This is a genomic window from Micromonospora carbonacea (assembly GCF_014205165.1).
Lineage (GTDB): Bacteria > Actinomycetota > Actinomycetes > Mycobacteriales > Micromonosporaceae > Micromonospora > Micromonospora carbonacea.
In genome coordinates, this window is the sequence record NZ_JACHMZ010000001.1 from 5,895,599 (window position 1) to 5,912,886 (window position 17,288).

Consider the following 17,288-nt stretch of genomic DNA (forward strand, 5'->3'; position numbering starts at 1 on the left):
CGTCGGGGGTACGGGCCTCAGCCAAGCTTCGCCCGGAACAGTTCGAGGGTGCGGGCCCAGGCGCTGGCCGAGGCGCGCTGGTCGAACGCCTCCGGCCGGTCGTCGTTGAAGAACGCGTGCCGGCTGCCCGGGTAGTCGTAGAGGGTGCAGGTGCCGCCGGCCGCCTCGATCGCGGCACGGGCCGTCTGCACGCCCGGCGCGGCCGAGGTGCCGTCCTCCTCCGAGCAGTGGATGATCGCCGACTTGCCCGCGTAGTCGGCCCACTCGGGGCGCATCTTCTCCCACGGCAGCATCGGGTAGAAGCCGGCCGTGGCGACGATCCGCTCCGACAGCGTCGCCGACCACAGGGCCAGGCTGCCGCCCGCGCAGAAGCCGACGCAGCCGACCTTGCCCGCCACCTCGGGCCGCGCCGCCAGGTATTCCGCCGCGCCGGCGATGTCCTTCGCCGCCTCGTCCATCTGCAGGCCCATCAGCAGCCGCCGGGCCTCGTCCGGCTCGCCGGTCGACTCGCCGTGGTAGAAGTCCGGGGCGAGCGCCACGAACCCGGCCTCGGCAAACCGGTCCGCCACCGACCGGATGTGGGGCACGAGGCCCCACCACTCCTGGATGACGATGACCGCCGGGTTGGCCGCACCGCCGGAGGGTATCGCGAGATACCCCTCGCTCGTCCCGCCGTTGCTGACGAAGCTCACCATCTCGCCCATCGGCCCGTCCTCCTCGCGGTCAGTCATCGTTGGCTGGTCGCAGGGTGTTCCTACGTGCCGTGAGCCTGCCACGCCACGACCGCCGCCGGAAGACGCCCGAGCAGTGGCGTTCACCTCCTGTTTCGTTGCCGGTCGCCCGGGTCAGGCCGCCTTGCGGGTGAGGCAGAGCAGGTAGCCGGTGCTGCCCGGCTTGATGTTGTAGAAGAAGTACCCCGCCTGCCCGGGCTGGAGGAACGGCTCGCACGCCTCGCCCGTCCGCGCCTGCGCCTCGGTCTGCCCGTCGAGGCGACCGACCACCGTGTACACCGCCTCCGTCGACGTGCAGGCCACCACCTCCGCACCGCGGGCGTCCTTGCGCTCACCCTCGGCCACGTCCGGCAGCTCGGCGAGGCAGTCACCGGTCTTCGCCTTCGCGGTCGCGTCCTCGTCGAGGGCGGCGGCCACGGCACCGCCGAGGCCGAACTTCAGCGCCGCCACCACCCCGACGGCAAGCAGCGCGGCGACCACGCCGACCACCTTGCGGACCACGGACCGCCTCGGCTCCGCCTGGCCGCCTTCGGCCTGCCCGTCCTGCTGCTCCGCCGCGCCCGCGCCGGGCTCGTCCTCGCGCCCGCCCTGCCCGGTCTCACCCTTGACCTGCGTGCTCTCGGCCTCCACCTGCGCAGCTTCGGTCGCCGCCGGGCCGTTCTCGGGCTGCTCGGACTTGGGCTGCTCGGACTCGGGCTGCTCGGGGTCCCGGGCCGCGGGTGGGTCGGCGGGGCGCGGCGCGTCCTCGGGCGGCGCGGCGGGGTGCGGGGCGACCGGCTCTGGCACGGGAGTTCCTTCCGAGGGGATGGACGAGCAGACGACACCGTAGCGACCAAGATCGGAGAACGTGGTCCCGCGCGACTCGTCCGTTCAGCCATTTGTAAGGAAGGGCACCCTGTTAACGCTTTCTGTATAGGAAGGGCCCCTTCCTAACGCCCCGGAATTGGAGCAGTCGACGGCTGGCGGGCGGTCAGCGGGAGGGCGTCGAGGTGGGTGCGGCGGTCGGCAGCGGGGCGGACCGCCCAGCGGTCGCGCCGTCGGTCGGCGTCGGGGCCGACTGCCCTTCTGTCGCGCCGCCGGGCGGCGTCGCGGTGGGTGGTGCCATCGTCGCGCCGTCGGTCGGCGTCGGGGCCTGCGGCGCGGGCGTCGCGCCGTCGGTCGGCGTCGTGGTCAGCGGCGGGGCGAGGGGCGGCGCGGGCGCCGGGCGCGCCCCGACCGGTCCCGCCTGGAAGGGCGCGTTCTCCGGGCAGTACGGGTAGACGGGCAGCGCCGGTCCCGACTCCGGCAGCCCCGCACGCTCGCACTCCGGGTAGCCGATCCGGATCGGGTTGCCGTTCTGGTCGAACAGCCGGGCATCCTCGACGAGGCGGCCCTCGCGGTCGTAGACGAAGACGTCGCTGACGTACGGCGACTCCACCGACGTGGACTCGTAGCCGGACTCGTTCCAGCCCAGCCGGTCGTCCGCGTCGACGAAGCCGACGAACGCGAAGATGGCGAGGATCGCCGTGCCGGCCCGCAGCGCGATCCGGGGCCAGCGGGTCAGCGCCGGGGTGCGCCTGCCCAGCCACACCGAGCCGACCACGCAGACGCCGAGCAGCAGCAGCGCCGCCAGCGTGCTCCCGCCCAGCCTGGGCAGCAGCCCGAACGGCACGCCCGTCGTGACGACGGTGATCAGCATGGCCGCCAGGTAGCCGCGCAGCACCCACCAGGCGGGGCGGAGCAGGCGCAGGTACTCGCTCGCCGAGGCGTACCCGAGGATCGGGCCGACCCGGACGTCGGCCGCGCGCAGCCGGGCGCGGACCCCGGCCACGGCGGCGGCCCGCTGGTCCAGGTTGCGGGCGGCGGCCGGGCCCCCCGCGCCGGCCGCCGCGCGCAGTTCCATGGCGTACGCCTCGGGCGCGCCCAGCCGGTCGGTCAGCGACCCGTCGGACTCGGCGGCGACCTCGGCGAGGTGCTCCGGCAGGTCCTCGGTCAACTCGTCGCGGACGTGGGGCGGCAGGTCCGCCAGGGCGGCCCGGACCCGGGTCACGTAGTCCGCGATCTCCTGCTCCATGACAGTCACGCTGCCATCCCCCGATCGTCGAGCAGAGTGTCCATGGTGGTGGCGAACGAGCGCCAGAGCTTGCCGGAGCGGGTCAACTGGTCCCGGCCGGCGGCGTTGAGCGAGTAGTACTTGCGGTGCGGGCCGGACTCGCTCGGCACGACGTACGTGGTCAGCAGGCCGGCGGCGAAGAGTCGCCGCAGCGTGCCGTAGACGGAGGCGTCGCCGACCTCGTCCAGGCCGGCTTCGCGGAGGCGGCGCAGGATGTCGTAGCCGTAGCCGTCCTCCTCCCGGAGCACGGCGAGGACCGCGAGATCCAGCACGCCTTTCAGGAGCTGCGTGGTATCCACGCATCGCACACTACTGCGCAGTGCGAAGTACCGTCAAACGACACCCGGGCCAGGCGATCTTTTCGACGACGGCGACATCGCCGCTATCGCATAGCCCTTGCTTCGCCCGGCGTCGCGGTTCGGTCGCCGCCAGCGCGCACGTGCAGCCCCGCGACCCTGCTGACCGCCGCTCCGCGGGGATTGTCCGGTGCAGAGCCGCGTCCATGGCGGCCGTTCCGTGCGGGCGCGGGTCTGCGCAGGCGGCAGGAGTCGGTGCCGGCGCGGCGATGTCGAGCAGCCCCGGGAAACGGGCCGGCGCGCGGGGTGTCCGACACACGCGCCGACCACGTGGCAGGGGTCAGCGGGCGTTCCCGGCGCGCAGCCAGGCGACGTAGTCGGCGGCGGCGGTCGCGGTGTCGTACCGGGGTTCGAAGCCGGTGTCCTCGCGCAGCCGGGTGATGTCGAGCCAGGTCTGCGGGCGGTCGCCGGCCGAGGGAAGCTCACACCGGAAGCCGGGCTCGACGGACCGCAGCGCGGCGATGACGTCGGCGTTGCTGGTGGCGCGACCGGAGGCCACGTTGTAGGTCGCGTGCCGCAGCTCGTCGGTGAGCTGCAGGAGCGCGAGCGCGCGGCCGGTGTCCCTGACGTAGAGCAGGTCGAGCGCGTCCTCGGCGTGCGGCGGCGCGACGAGCCCGGAGAGGTCGGGCTCACCGCGCCGCGCTGCGGCGTGCGCGAGGGACGGCGCGGCGAAGAACGGGTCGGGCAGGTGCCCGCCGGGCCCCCAGGTGCCGGAGATCCGGGCGTTGACGATCTGGACCCCGGTCGCGTCCGACAGGTGGCCGGCGAGCAGCTCGAAGATCTTCTTGAACGTGGGGATGGCGTGGACGTGACCCATCGGCAGGGGCATGTCCTCGGCGAGCGCGCCCGCCTTCGCGAAGCCGTAGACGCCGATGGTGCTCGCGGCCACGATGCGACGCACGCCCCATGCCTGCGCGGCGCGAACGATGTTGAGGTATCCCTCCAGCGACCGCGCCGACGCGTCGATCGGGTCGGCGTCGTCCGACCACGGCAGGGTGACGGCGAGGTGCACGATGCCGGTGATCGGGTGCTGCTTGCCGACCGCGAGCAGGGCGTCGAGGTCGGCGACGTCGGCCTGCACGGCGTGCACGGGCAGGTCGGCGAGCGGGGCGGGCACCACGGGAGCCCGGCGTTGCAGCAGGACGCACTCCTGGCCGGCTTCGGCGAGGGCGCGGACGGTGTGGGAGCCGATGAAGCCGGCGCCTCCGGTAACGAGGATCATGACAACTCCGGTCGTAGCTCTGATCGTCAGTGTTACTGACGATCAGGTTAGCCGTAACATGGGACCGTGTCCACCGACCACAGCGCCGCCGCGGATCCGCGCGACCTCCTCGGCTATCTCCTCAAGCACGCGACCCTGCGGCTCACCGCGCTGACGGACGCGGCACTGGAGCACCTCGGGATCGACAGCAAGGACTTCGGGGCGCTGCGCGTGCTGGCCCACGGCGAACCAGCCTCGCAGCTACAGGTGGCACAGAAGCTCGGCGTCGACCGCACGACGATGGTCGCGCTGCTCGACGAGCTCGAACGCAAGGGCATCGTCGTACGACGACCGGACCCGGCCGACCGACGCCGCAACATCGTCGCGCTCACCGATCAGGGCCGGCGCACCTTCGACGCCGCGCAGGCCGCGTACCAGGACGCCGAGAACGCGTTCCTCGTGCCGGTCCGCCCCGGTGCGGCCGATCAGCTCCGCCGCACGCTCCAGGACCTGCTGGATCGCTGAAGAAGCGCGGCGGCCGGCGACCGGCCCGCCGGTCGGGCACGGGCGAGCGATGCGGCCACGGGAGCCGCGCACCGGCTCGCGCTCGAACACGGATCGAGTTGCATCCGGCGCGGGCGAGGCCACTCGATCCCGGATCGAGCACGATCTCGGGCCTTTTCTTACCTGTCGATTACGCGTCGCGGCCCGGCCGAACGGGAGAAGACGGAAGGGCCGTACCCACCGTCGGACGGCACTTCACGGCGAAGTGCCCGGCACGACGGAGGAACCCGATGGCGGGCAGCGGAAAGCGGAGACGGGTCCGGGGCAGCCGGGTGGTGGCGGTGGTGGCGGCCGTCGGGGCGGTCGGCGCGCTCACGGTCACGTTCGTCTCCGGCGGTGGGCGGGGCAGCGCCTCGGCGGAGGCCAACCTCAACGACTTCGTCCCCATCGAGCGGGTCGCCGCCAACGTGCCGACCCCACGACCGGGCCCCGACGCGTCCAGGGGCGTCTTCACCGTGGACTGCGGGACCAACCGCAACGGCAAGTTCAGTCCGGACAATCCCGTCGCCCAGCCCGGGATCCGCAACGGGGCGGAACACCTGCACGACTTCGTCGGCAACCTGGCGATCGACGCCAACACCCCCGACGCGGTGCTGGCGGCCTCCGGGACCACCTGCCGCAACGGGGACCGCTCGTCGTACTTCTGGCCGGTCGTCCGGATCGACAAGTCGGTGCGGACCGATCTGGACCCGCAGGCGCTGGGCGCGGTGCAGCCGACGGTGTCCTGCCCCCGGGTCGCCGACCGGCTGCCGGCGGTGCCCGCGTCCGCCCGCGACAGCGTACGGCGGGACCTGGCCGCCCTCGACCGGCAGCTCGCGTCGGCCAACGGCCGGATGGCCGCCAGCCGGGGGCGGATCGACCAGCGGCTCAACCAGTCCGTGCTCGGCGCCCTGCGCGCCGAGCGGGCCGAGACGATCAAGCGGATCTCCCGGACGATGAGCGGTGCCGGCAGCCGCCCCCGCGGCCTCGTGTCGCTGGTGGACTGCGAGGTCAGCTACGACGGCCTGCACGCCACGCACAGCGCGGCACCGGCGACGGCCAGCGGCGCGAGCCCGGGTGTGCGGTGCCCGAGCGTCCGCGACAAGCTGCCCGGGGTGCCGGCGTCGGCCCTCGACGAGGTCAACCGCAACCTCGACCTGCTCGACCAGCAAGTCGCGGAGGCGAACGAGCGGCTGGTCACCACCAAGGGTCAGGGCGGCCCGAACTTCGCGCTCAACGCGATCGTGGGCCCGTTGCAGTCCAAGCGCGTCGCCACGCTCGACCGGATCGCCATCGCCATCGGCCGCACCGCGCCCCGGCCGCAGGGGCTGGAGGCGCTCGCCGCCTGCACGCTCGACGAGCGCCCCGTGGGCGGCCAGCCGGGCGGCAACGGCGACGGCAACGGCAACGGCAACAACGACGGGAACAACGGGAACGGCAACAACGACGGCGGGGACAAGCCCCTGCCGGAGCCGCAGGGGCCGAACCTGGAGCTGCCGAACAACACCGGCCGGATCGTGCAGCCGTCGAAGGTGCTGATCGAGTACCGGGGCAACCCGGGCGCGAAGGTCACGCCGATGCCGAGGTTCCTGCGGGCGCTGACCGGCGACGCCAAGCCCACCAGCCGGGGCCCGGCCAACGCCCGCGCCACCTGGACCTGCTCGGGCTTCGCCGACCGGCTGTCCGACCGGTACCCGATCTGCCCCGACGGCAGTCAGGTCATGCGGGTGCAGGACTTCCCCGGCTGCTGGGACGGCCGGAACACCGACAGCGAGAACCACCGGGCCCACCTGGCCTTCGCCGACCCGGCCACCGGGGCCTGCCCGCAGGGCTTCGTGGCGATCCCGCAGCTGCGGATCAGCATCGCCTACGACATCCCGCGCGCCGTGCAGCTCCGGGGCCAGTACGCGCTGGACTCGTTCCCCGAGGAGAACCACAACCCGTTCTCGGACCACAACGACTTCGTCAACGTCAACTCCGACAAGCAGATGCGCAGGATCGCGGCCTGCCTGAACGAGGGGCGTCGCTGCTCCTGACCGGTCGACCGCCCGGGCGGGCCGGGCGTCAGTCCGGCCCGCCGGCCCGTCATCGGATGCCGGCCCGTCACCGGAGGCTCCAGGCGATGCCGTCGAGGATGTCGTGCTCGCTCGCCACCACCGCGGACATGCCGGCCCGCTCCATGATCGTGCGGAGCACCAGGGCGCCCGCGCCGATCACGTCGGCCCGGCCCGGGTGCATCACCGGGATCGCCAACCGCTGCTCGCGGGTCTTTGCCAGCAGGTCGGCGGTCACCTCCGCCACCGCGCCGTACGACACCCGGGCGTGGTGGATGCGCTCCGGCTCGTACTCCGTGAGGCCCTCGGCGATGGCCACGACGGTGGTGACCGACCCGGCGAGCCCGACCAGCGTGGCGGCCTGCCGGCCCGGCACGGCCTCCAGCGCGCGGTCCACCGCGGCGGTGATGTCGGCCTGCGCGGCGGCGATCTGGTCGGGGCCGGGCGGGTCGCCGAGCAGGTGCCGCTCGGTCATCCGGACGCAGCCGACGTCCATCGAGATCGCGGCCTCGACGCCGCCGGCCCGGGTGCCGACCACGAACTCGGTGGACCCGCCGCCGATGTCGATGACCAGGTAGGGCTCCAGGGCGTCGGCGGGCAGGCCGCGCACCGCGCCGGTGAAGGAGAGCCGGGCCTCCTCGTCGCCGGTGACCACCTCCGGCGCGACGCCGAGGGTGCGCTCCACCATCGCCCGGAAGTCCCCGGCGTTGGAGGCGTCCCGGGACGCCGAGGTGGCGCACATCCGCACCTGGTCGACGCCGAGCGTGTCGATCTCGGCGGCGTACGAGGCGAGGGCCACCCTGGTCCGCTCGATCGCCTCGGGGGCGAGCCGGCCCGTCTTGTCGACGCCCTGCCCGAGGCGGACGATCTCCATCCGGCGGCTCAGGTCGACCAGCGGCGCGTCCGGCCCGGCGGCCGGGTCGGGCAGGTCGGCGACCAGCAGTCGGATGGAGTTCGTCCCGCAGTCGATGGCGGCCACACGCGTCGTCACGGCAGCAACCCTACGGCAGCGGCCCCACCCCGCCGGCGGCGACGGGACCACGGGAGCCACCCGCGACGGGACCACCGGGGCCGCCCGCGACGGGACCACGGGGGTCGCCCGCGACAGGATCGCCGGGGCCGCCGGGTCGCCCCCGGCGGCGCGCGGCGCGGGCCGACGATCGGATCAGCTCGGGCAGCCAGCCGAGCGCGCCGACCAGCAGCAGCGCCGCCAGCAGGGGCAGCCGCCACCACCAGCGCACGGTGGCCGGGGGCGGGTCCGGCTGGTCGGCCACCCACGGGCGGGCGGTCTTCGACCAGGCGAGGAACGCGTCGCCGACCGGCAGGACGCCGAACGCGTACCGGCGGGTGGCCGGGGTGTCGACGGGCAGCCCGACCAGGTCGCCGTAGCTGGCCAGCGCGTCGGCCAGCGCGGCGTCGCCCTGGGACTGGGCCGCGCCGAGGGTGACCACGGTCGCCGACAGGCTCACCCCGAACAGCAGCGGCCCGGAGTCCACGTCGCCCGGCCCGGCCGTGCCGTCCGGGTATTCGCGCACGGCCGGGCCGAACCCCAGCGGGGACGCGACGAACCGCTCCCGGAAGGTCAGGTACTGCGCGCGGGCGAACGTCGGGTCGACGTCCACCAGGAACCGCTGGATGACGCTCTGGGAGGTGGCGCGGGCCACCTCGGCCGGCGCCCCGGTGGCCGGGTCGACGCGGTGTGGCAGCAGGCCGGTGCGTGGGTCGAGGCGCTGCCGCACGCCGTCCAGCCAGCGGGCCACCGTGCCGGCGAACAGTGGCGGCGGCGGGGCACCGGGCGGGACCTCGGTGGACGGCGCGCCGGGCGACGGCGCGGCGGCCGGCCGGGCGGCGGGCAGCAGCGCGTCGTGCAGCCGCAGCGACGCCACCGCCACGGTCGAGTCGACCGGCCACGCCTGCCCCGGGTACGCGGCCAGGTACGGCGTGCCGGACGCGTCGAACGCCGCCCCGATCGCGGCGGACGCCCCGGTGAACCGGGCCGCCTCCGCCGGGTCCCGCCGGTCGGCCGGTTGCAGGGCGAGGACGCCGCCGCGCAGCCAGTTCGTCCAGCCCTGCCAGAAGATCCCGTACGCGGGGGTGAGGCCGGGGTCGAACGGGGCGGTGCCGGCCGGCGACTCCAGCCGGGCCAGCGCCCAGCGCGCCTCCCGCAGCTCGCCGGCCCGCCGCCCGGCCGGCTTCCGCAGGCCCAGCTCGACGCGGGCCAGCCCGTACAGGGCGTGGGCGAAGAACCAGCCCTCCGGGAACAGCGCCTGGGCGTCCTCGCCCGCGCCGTCGTCGAGGGCGGCGCGCAGGAAGGCGAGCTGCCGGGCCACCCCGGGCGGCTCGCCGTCCGGGCCGGCGGTGGCCGGTACGACGAGGCGGACGACCCCGAGGAGGGCGGCGGCGGTCAGCAGCAGCGCGCAGACGCGGCGGGCGATCCCCATCCCGCCAGCCTGCCCGACGTGATCAAGACCGGCAGCGTGCCGAGGTGATTAAGGCCGGCGGCGTGCCCGGCGTGGTCAAGGCCGGCGGCCGCAGGAGCCGTCAGAGGCGCAGCAGCATGCGGGTGTTGCCGAGGGTGTTGGGCTTGACCCGTTCCAGGTCCAGGAACTCGGCGACGCCCTCGTCGTACGAGCGCAGGAGCTGCTCGTACACCGGCTGCGGCACCGGCGCGCCGTCGATCTCGCGGAAGCCGAACGAGCCGAAGAACCGGGTCTCGAAGGTCAGCACGAAGATGCGGGCCACCCCGATCTCCCGGGCCGCGTCGATCAGCTCGCCGACGATGCGGTGCCCGATGCGCCGCCCCCGGTAGGCCGGGTCGACGGCCACCGTGCGGATCTCGGCCAGGTCCTCCCACATCACGTGCAGCGCGCCGCAGCCGACGACGGCGTCGGCGTCGGCCGCGACCCGGAACTCCTGCACGTCCTCGTAGAGGGTGACCGTGGCCTTGCTGAGCAGCCGCCGGTCGTCGGTGTAGGTGTCGACGAGCCGCCGGATGCCGCGCACGTCGGAGGTGCGGGCGCGGCGCACGAGGACCGTGTCGGTGGTCATCTCACCCCACCGCCGGGACGTCCACGCACGGCCCGGCCGCCCACCACTTCTCCACCAGCGCGAGGGTTTCGTCGCCGAACGGGTTGACCCCCGGGCCCGCGCCGAGCGCGTGACCGAGGTGCACGTGCAGGCACTTGACCCGGCCGGGCATGCCGCCGGCCGACACGCCATCGATCTCCGGCACGTGCCCGATCGCCTCCCGGCGGGCCAGGTAGTCCTCGTGCGCCGCCCGGTAGCGGGCGGCCAGCTCCGGGTCGGCGGCCAGCCGCTCGGCCATCTCCTTCATCAGCCCGGCCGACTCCAGCCGGCTGCACGCGGCCGTCGCCCGGGGGCAGGTCAGGTAGAACAACGTCGGAAAGGGGGTGCCGTCGGCCAGGCGCGGGGTCGTCTCCACCACGTCGGGCAGGCCGCAGGGGCAGCGGTGGGCCACCGCCCGGGTGCCGCGCGGCGTGCGGCCGAGCTGGGCGGCCACCGCCGCCAGGTCGGCCTCGGTGGCCGGCTCCCGCTTCGGCGGGGGAACGGAGTCCGCCGCCGGGTCGGGCGGGGGTACGACAGTCACGGTGCCCATCTTTCGTCGGTGCGCGTGGAACGTCTGCGTGCGGGAAGTGGCGCGCTCACTGGCCGGGGCGGTCGGCGTTCGCGGCCCGCACGCTCGACCACAGGGTGTCGTACCAGGGATCGGGGGTCTCCGGCCGGGCGGGGCCCTTCCCGCCGCCCGCGTCCCGGGCCGCACCGGCCGGGTCGTTGAGCACGATCACCGGGACCTCGCCCGGGTAGACCATGTAGAACCGCTCCCGCGCCTGGATGCGGATGTACTCGTCGTCGCGCCACTTGGCCGCCTCGGCGGCGCGCTCGGCGATGAGCTGCCGCTGGGCGGCCTGGGCCGCCTCCATCCGCTGGATGTCCGCCTGCTGGTCCAGGTAGACCCGGACCGGGTAGGTGTAGGCGAGGGCGAGCGCGATGAGCACCGCGAACAGCACGGTGGCCCGGCCGGTGAAGCGTCGAGGGTGGGGTGCGGAGAGCCGCTTGACCGTGCCACCGGCGGCGGTACGCCGGGCGGCGGCGGGACGGTTCGCGGAGCGTACCGGCTCGGTGGCGCGGGCCGCGCCGGGTGACCGGCCGGCGGCGCGTGCCTCCGCGCGGACGCCGTCGCGGACCGACGCCCGGGCGCGGGCCCCGCCCGGCCGGCCGGACTGACCCGGCCGGCGGGCGGGACGCTGACCACCCGGTGTGCGGCGCTGCTGCATCGTCACACCCCTCCCCCGAGGCCCAATGGGTGTCTCAGGCCGAACGGTAACGCGGGAACGCGCCCGCACCGGCGTACCGCGCCGCGTCGGCCAGCTCCTCCTCGATCCGCAGGAGCTGGTTGTACTTGGCCACCCGGTCCGAGCGGGCCGGGGCGCCGGTCTTGATCTGGCCGCAGCCGGTGGCCACCGCCAGGTCGGCGATGGTGGTGTCCTCCGTCTCGCCGGAGCGGTGGCTCATCATGCACTTGAAGCCGGCCCGGTGGGCCAGCTCGACCGCGTCGAGGGTCTCGGTCAGCGAGCCGATCTGGTTGACCTTCACCAGCACGGCGTTGGCGGCCTTCTCGGCGATGCCCCGGGCGATGCGCTGCGGGTTGGTGACGAACAGGTCGTCGCCGACGATCTGGACCCGGTCGCCGATCGCCGCGGTCAGGGTGGCCCAGCCGCTCCAGTCGTCCTCGGCCAGCGGGTCCTCGATGGACACGATCGGGTAGTCGCCCGCGAGCTTGGTGTAGTAGTTGCTCATCTCCTCGGCGGACTTCGCCGCGCCCTCGAACGTGTAGGTGCCGTCGTCGAAGAACTCGGTGGCGGCCACGTCCAGGGCGAAGACGATGTCGGTGCCGAGCCGGTAGCCGGCCTTGTCGACCGCCTCGGCGATCAGGTCCAGCGCGGCGGCGTTGGTGGGCAGGTTGGGGGCGAAGCCGCCCTCGTCGCCGAGGCCGGTGGAGAGGCCCTTCTTCTTCAGCACCGACTTGAGCGCGTGGTAGACCTCCGCGCCGGAGCGCAGCGCGTCGCGGAAGGTGGGCGCGCCGATCGGCGCGATCATGAACTCCTGGACGTCGACGTTGGAGTCGGCGTGCGCGCCGCCGTTGAGGATGTTCATCATCGGCACCGGGAGCAGGTGCGCGTTGGGGCCGCCCAGGTAGCGGAACAGGCTCAGCTCGGCGCTGCCGGCGGCGGCCTTGGCCACGGCCAGGGACACGCCGAGGATGGCGTTCGCGCCCAGCTCGCCCTTGTTGTCCGAGCCGTCGATGTCGATCATCTTCTGGTCGATCAGCCGCTGCTCGCTGGCCTCGTAGCCGATGAGCTGGTCGACGATCTTGTCCTCGATGTTGGCGACGGCCTTCTCGACACCCTTGCCCAGGTAGCGGTCCTTGTCACCGTCGCGCAGCTCGACCGCCTCGAACGCGCCGGTGGAGGCGCCGGACGGCACCGCGGCGCGGGCGATCGTGCCGTCGTCGAGCCCGACCTCGACCTCGACCGTGGGGTTGCCCCGCGAGTCGAGAATCTCCCGGGCGACGATTCCCTCGATGGTTGCCACTGAGTCGCTCCTCGTTTGTGTGGTTCCGGTCCGGTATGGGCCGCGACGGTGCGGCTGAGGCAGGTGTTGAACGCAGCGTATCGGGCGACGGCGCGGCGCACCGCGTCGCCCGGCGCATCCGGCGGGACGGTGCGGGTCGGACATTCCCGGATTCTCGGCCCCGAACCGGCAACCGGTTTGCGCGAGGTGGACCCGATCGACAAGGCTGGTGGCCATGCCCGCCGCCTCGACCACGTTCCGCGCGCTCGCTCTGTCGGTCATCGCGTCACTCTCGGTCACCGGCTGTCAGGCCCTCGACGACGCCGGCCAGGCGATCGGCCGGTCGGACCTGGTCAACGACTTCGCCGCCCGGCTGGACCAGGCGCTCGAACTCACCTACTCGGCCGAATACCAGCTCCCCGGCGGCCGGACCGCCACCATCACCCAGGCGCAGGACCCGGCCCGGTCGGCGTACACCTGGCCGGGCGGGAAGTTGACCGTCACCGCCGACGCCACCGCCCGCTGCGAGACCGGCGCGGGCAAGGCCGTCTGCACGCTGCTCGCCCCGCCCCCGCCGAACGCCCGGCCGTCCGTCGAGCTGTTCACCGAGGCGAAGCGGCGGGGCCTGGTCACCCCGCCAGTGGTGGTCGGGCTGCTCACCGAGGCGGCGCTCGACCCGCAGGCCGTCATCAAGGAGACCGACACCACCCTCGCCGGGCACCACGCCGCCTGCGTGCAGGTCGAGCGTTCGGCCGGCGACTTCACCGCCTGCATGACCACCGAGGGCGTGCTCGGCAGCTTCACCGGCGAGGTGGACGGCACGCCGATGGAGCTGGCGCTCGACCGCTACACCGACACGGTCGACGGGGCGAGCTTCGAGCTGCCGGCCGGCGCGGGCGTCGTGGACCGCCGCACCGGCTCGTGACGGAACACCCCGCGGGCGCGTTCGTGGCGGGGGCGCCGCACGACGGCCCGCCGCAGCCCGGTGACCTCGCCCTGGTGCTCGCCGGGCGGAAGCTGCTGACCGGCCCCGACGACCGCTTCCCCCGCGTCGGCGAGCTGCCCGCCGACACCGGCTGGGTGCCGCTCGGCACGCTCGACGGCGTGCCCGCCTGGGGTACGGACGCCACCGACGGCCAGCCGCCCGAGGGCAGGTGGCGCAGCTGGCGGTCGCTCGCCGCCGCGCTGCCCGCCCCGCTGGCCGACCTGGCGGGCCGGGCGCTGGCCGTGCTCACCTTCCGCCGCACCCACCGCTGGTGCGGGGCGTGCCGGGCCGAGCTGGCCGACGTGCCGGGCGAGCAGTCCCGCCGCTGCCCCGGCTGCGACCTGTACGTGCCGATCCGGCTCTCCGCCGCCGTCCTGGTCGCCATCACCCGCCCCGGGCCGGCCGGCGGCCCCGACGAGCTGCTGCTGGTCCGGCACGCGTCCGGGCCGACGGCGCTGTGGGCGCTGGTCGCCGGGTTCGTGGAGGCCGGCGAGTCGCTGGAGGACGCCGCGCGCCGGGAGGTCGGTGAGGAGGTGGGGCTGGCCCTCGGGCGGCTCACCTACTTCGGCAGCCAGCCGTGGGCGCTGTCCGGGCCGGGCGTGCTGCTGGCCGGGTTCACCGCGACCGCCGCCGACACCGGCGCCGAGCCGGTCGTCGACGGTCGGGAGCTGACCGAGGCCCGCTGGTTCCCGCTCGACCGGCTGCCGGCGGAGCTGCCCCCGGCGTACTCCATCTCCCGCTGGCTCGTCGACCACGTCGCCGCCCGCCCGGCGGGCTGACCGCCCCGGCGCCGGGGGCCGTCCGGCCCTGACCGCGCCGGCCCGTCCCGACGGATGCTGACCCGGGCGGCCCGCCCACGGTGTGCAATGGCGGGAGGACGAGGTGGGGACGGTGGCGGTGCGCGCGACCGGAGCGGCACGGGACGAGGGGTGGCTCGCGGCGACCGACGCGGCGGCGCTGACCGTCGCCGACGCCCTCGCCGCCCTCGGCGGCGACCCGCAGGGCCTGACCCCCGACGAGGTACGCCGGCGGCGCGACCGGGTCGGCCCGAACGCGGTACGCACCCACCGGGTGTCCGCCCTCGCCGTGCTGGCCCGCCAGTTCCGCTCCGCGCTGCTCGGCCTGCTGCTGGCCGCCGCCACGGTCTCGTTCTTCGTCGGCGAGCGCACCGACGCCGTGGTGATCGGGGTGATCCTCGCGGTCAGCGTCGGCCTCGGCTTCGCCAACGAGTACCGCGCGGAGCGGGCCGGCGCGGCCCTGCACGACCGGGTCCGGCACGTCGCGTCGGTGGTGCGCGCCGGCCGGGTGGAGACGGTGGACGTCGTCGACCTGGTCCCCGGCGACGTGGTGCGCATCGGGCTGGGCCAGGTCGTCCCGGCCGACCTGCGGCTGGTCGAGGCACACCGGCTGGAGTGCGACGAGTCGGCGCTCACCGGCGAGTCCACCGCCGCCGTCAAGGACACCGCGCCGGTGCCCCCCGGCACGCCGCCCGACGACCTCGCCTCCTGCGCGCTGATGGGCACCGTCCTGCGGGCCGGCTCGGGCGTCGGCCTGGTCGTCGCCACCGCCGGGCACACCGCGTTCGGCCGGATCGCCGTCGGGCTGGGCACCCGGCACGGCGAGACCGAGTTCCAGCAGGGGCTGCGCCGGTTCTCGCTGCTGCTGGCCCGGGTGGCGGGCGTGCTCACCGCGCTGATCTTCGTGATCAACCTGGTGCTGCACCGGCCGGTCATCGACGCCGTGCTGTTCAGCCTGGCCATCGCCGTCGGCATCACCCCGCAACTGCTGCCCGCGATCGTCACCGCCAGCCTGGCCGCCGGCACCCGCGCGCTGGCCGCCCGGCGGGTGCTGGTGAAGCGCCTGGTCTGCGTGGAGGACCTGGGCAACGTCGAGGTGCTGTTCACCGACAAGACCGGCACGCTGACCGACGGGCGGCTCACCCTCGCCGAGGCGCTCGGCCCGGACGGCCGGCCGGTCGACACCCCGGCACCGCCCGGGGCCGCCGGCCTGCCGGACGCGGCCGGCCCGCTCGACGCTACCGGCCCGCTCGACGCCGCCGACCCGTCCGATGCCGCCGGCCCCGGGCCGCTCCTCGCCGGGCTGCTGGCCAACGAGGCCGGGCCGGACGGCACGGACGGCAACCCGCTGGACCGGGCGCTCTGGCAGGCCCCGGCCGCCGCCGCCCAGCCGGTCGACGCGTACCGGCGGGTGGCGGTGCTCCCCTTCGACCACGAGCGCCGCCGGGTCAGCGTGCTCGTCGACGGGCCGCACGGGCGGCTCCTCGTCACCAAGGGCGCGGCCGAGGAGTTGCTGGCGCTCTGCGTGGACGTACCGCAGCAGGCGCGGGACGCCCTCGACGCGCGACTGGCCGACGGCGGCCGGGTGGTCGCGGTGGCCAGCCGGCCCGCCCCGGACCTGGCCGGGCTCGACCCCGCCGACGAGCGGGACCTGCGCCTCGCCGGCCTGCTGGTGCTGCGCGACCCGCCGAAGGCCGACGCGGCGGGCGCGGTGCGCCGGCTCGCCGCCCTCGGCGTCACCGTCAAGGTGATCACCGGCGACCACCCGGCCGTCGCGGTCCGGGTCTGCGAACAGCTCGGCCTGCCCGTGACCGGGGTGCTCACCGGGGCCGACCTGGCCGGGCTGGACGACGCGGCGCTGCCGGCGGCCATCGAGCAGGCCAGCGTCTTCGCCCGGGTCTCGCCCGAGGACAAGGCCCGGCTGGTGCGGGCCCAGCGCACCGCCGGCCGGGACGTGGCGTTCCTCGGCGACGGCGTCAACGACGCGCTCGCCCTGCACGCCGCCGACGTCGGCATCTCCGTCGACACCGGCACCGACGTGGCCCGCGACGCCGCCGACGTGCTGCTGCTCGACAAGGACCTCGACGTGCTCGCCGACGGCGTCACCGAGGGCCGGCGGATCTTCGCCAACACCATCAAGTACGTGCTGATGGGCACGTCCAGCAACTTCGGCAACATGTTCAGCGCGGCGGGGGCGTCGGCGTTCCTGCCGTTCCTGCCGATGCTGCCCGGGCAGATCCTGCTCAACAACCTGATCTACGACCTGAGCCAGATCGCCATCCCCACCGACCGGGTCGACGCCGACCAGCTCGCCCGCCCCGCCCACTGGGACCTGCGGGAGATCCGCCGCCTCATGCTGACCTTCGGGCCGCTCAGCTCGCTGTTCGACTTCCTCGCGTTCGCGCTGCTGCTCGGGGTGCTGCACGCCGGGCCGACGGAGTTCCGCACCGGCTGGTTCGTCGAGTCGCTGGCCACCCAGACCCTGGTGGTGTTCGCCATCCGCACGCGCGCCAGCCCGTTCTGGCGCAGCCGGCCCAGCCGGCCACTGCTGGCCGCCGCGCTGGCCGCCGTGGCGGTCGCCTGGCTCATCCCGTACCTGCCGGTGGCCGGGCCGCTCGGCTTCGGCCCGCTGCCGCCGGTGTTCGTGCCGGTGGTGGTGGCGCTGACCGTGGCCTACCTGGCGCTGGTGGAGCTGGCGAAGCGGACCCTGTTCGCCGCCTCGGACCTGCTCCGCCCGCCCGGCCCCGGCACCGGGACGGCCGGCACGCAACAGGCCGCCGCACCGCAGGCCGGCACGCAACAGGCCGGCGCACCGCAGGCTCGCCCGCCGGAGGCGAGCCGACGTCGGCGCACCCATCGGCGGGCCGCCCGCTTCACCACCCGCTGACGGCCGACGCCGGCGTGCGGAGGCGGGTTAGGAGGGGGCCCCTGTACAAC

16 protein-coding genes are annotated in these 17,288 nt (G+C 74.9%); 5 read left to right on the forward strand and 11 right to left on the reverse strand.

Annotation, left to right across the window (positions count from 1 at the left end):
- Window positions 1–17: 17 nt before the first annotated feature.
- From HDA31_RS24470 to HDA31_RS24490, 5 genes are all read right to left on the reverse strand, one after another.
- On the reverse strand, window positions 18–704 hold the full coding sequence (locus HDA31_RS24470; RefSeq protein WP_074476660.1) for a dienelactone hydrolase family protein: 687 nt from the start codon (window positions 702–704) through the stop codon (window positions 18–20).
- Between the two features lie 141 nt (window positions 705–845).
- Window positions 846–1,517 carry an LppU/SCO3897 family protein gene (locus HDA31_RS32575; RefSeq protein ID WP_246384406.1) on the reverse strand — a complete coding sequence of 224 codons (672 nt, stop codon included), beginning with the start codon at window positions 1,515–1,517 and terminating at the stop codon, window positions 846–848.
- 184 nt (window positions 1,518–1,701) lie between these two features.
- Window positions 1,702–2,793 carry an HAAS signaling domain-containing protein gene (locus HDA31_RS24480; RefSeq protein WP_376701410.1) on the reverse strand — a complete coding sequence of 364 codons (1,092 nt, stop codon included), beginning with the start codon at window positions 2,791–2,793 and terminating at the stop codon, window positions 1,702–1,704.
- Window positions 2,790–3,122 carry a PadR family transcriptional regulator gene (locus HDA31_RS24485; protein ID WP_036374274.1) on the reverse strand — a complete coding sequence of 111 codons (333 nt, stop codon included), beginning with the start codon at window positions 3,120–3,122 and terminating at the stop codon, window positions 2,790–2,792. Before HDA31_RS24485 ends, HDA31_RS24480 begins: the two co-directional genes overlap by 4 nt.
- Before the next feature lie 337 nt (window positions 3,123–3,459).
- Window positions 3,460–4,401 carry an NAD-dependent epimerase/dehydratase family protein gene (locus HDA31_RS24490; RefSeq protein ID WP_178063406.1) on the reverse strand — a complete coding sequence of 314 codons (942 nt, stop codon included), beginning with the start codon at window positions 4,399–4,401 and terminating at the stop codon, window positions 3,460–3,462.
- Window positions 4,402–4,467: 66 nt separating this feature from the next.
- On the opposite strand from HDA31_RS24490, the gene HDA31_RS24495 reads away from it, so the two are divergent.
- The gene (locus HDA31_RS24495) at window positions 4,468–4,905 is read left to right on the forward strand and encodes a MarR family winged helix-turn-helix transcriptional regulator (protein ID WP_178063405.1); all 438 of its coding nucleotides are present in this window, start codon (window positions 4,468–4,470) and stop codon (window positions 4,903–4,905) included.
- A gap of 269 nt (window positions 4,906–5,174) precedes the next feature.
- Entirely contained in the window at window positions 5,175–6,959 is a 1,785-nt protein-coding gene (locus HDA31_RS24500) for a DUF1996 domain-containing protein (RefSeq protein WP_178063404.1), read from the forward strand.
- A gap of 67 nt (window positions 6,960–7,026) precedes the next feature.
- Here HDA31_RS24500 and HDA31_RS24505 read toward each other — a convergent pair whose 3' ends face one another.
- From HDA31_RS24505 to eno, 6 genes are all read right to left on the reverse strand, one after another.
- Window positions 7,027–7,956: a Ppx/GppA phosphatase family protein gene (locus HDA31_RS24505; RefSeq protein ID WP_178067111.1), complete on the reverse strand. Its 930-nt coding sequence runs from the start codon at window positions 7,954–7,956 to the stop codon at window positions 7,027–7,029.
- Between the two features lie 22 nt (window positions 7,957–7,978).
- Complete coding sequence (locus tag HDA31_RS24510) at window positions 7,979–9,418, reverse strand: hypothetical protein (RefSeq protein WP_178063403.1); 1,440 nt, start codon at window positions 9,416–9,418, stop codon at window positions 7,979–7,981.
- Between the two features lie 100 nt (window positions 9,419–9,518).
- Entirely contained in the window at window positions 9,519–10,025 is a 507-nt protein-coding gene (locus HDA31_RS24515; RefSeq protein ID WP_178063402.1) for an amino-acid N-acetyltransferase, read from the reverse strand.
- Between the two features lies 1 nt (window position 10,026).
- The gene (locus tag HDA31_RS24520; RefSeq protein WP_074476798.1) at window positions 10,027–10,584 is read right to left on the reverse strand and encodes a DUF501 domain-containing protein; all 558 of its coding nucleotides are present in this window, start codon (window positions 10,582–10,584) and stop codon (window positions 10,027–10,029) included.
- Between the two features lie 55 nt (window positions 10,585–10,639).
- On the reverse strand, window positions 10,640–11,272 hold the full coding sequence (locus tag HDA31_RS24525; protein WP_178063401.1) for an FtsB family cell division protein: 633 nt from the start codon (window positions 11,270–11,272) through the stop codon (window positions 10,640–10,642).
- Between the two features lie 34 nt (window positions 11,273–11,306).
- Window positions 11,307–12,590, reverse strand: a complete 1,284-nt coding sequence (gene eno / locus HDA31_RS24530; protein ID WP_178063400.1) for a phosphopyruvate hydratase — start codon at window positions 12,588–12,590, stop codon at window positions 11,307–11,309.
- Between the two features lie 214 nt (window positions 12,591–12,804).
- Here eno and HDA31_RS24535 point away from each other — a divergent pair, with 214 nt between their 5' ends.
- From HDA31_RS24535 to HDA31_RS24545, 3 genes are all read left to right on the forward strand, one after another.
- Window positions 12,805–13,494 carry a hypothetical protein gene (locus HDA31_RS24535; protein ID WP_178063399.1) on the forward strand — a complete coding sequence of 230 codons (690 nt, stop codon included), beginning with the start codon at window positions 12,805–12,807 and terminating at the stop codon, window positions 13,492–13,494.
- The gene (locus tag HDA31_RS33190) at window positions 13,491–14,333 is read left to right on the forward strand and encodes an NAD(+) diphosphatase (RefSeq protein WP_246384403.1); all 843 of its coding nucleotides are present in this window, start codon (window positions 13,491–13,493) and stop codon (window positions 14,331–14,333) included. Before HDA31_RS24535 ends, HDA31_RS33190 begins: the two co-directional genes overlap by 4 nt.
- Before the next feature lie 112 nt (window positions 14,334–14,445).
- Entirely contained in the window at window positions 14,446–17,238 is a 2,793-nt protein-coding gene (locus HDA31_RS24545; protein WP_178063398.1) for a cation-translocating P-type ATPase, read from the forward strand.
- The last annotated feature ends 50 nt before the right edge of the window (window positions 17,239–17,288 follow it).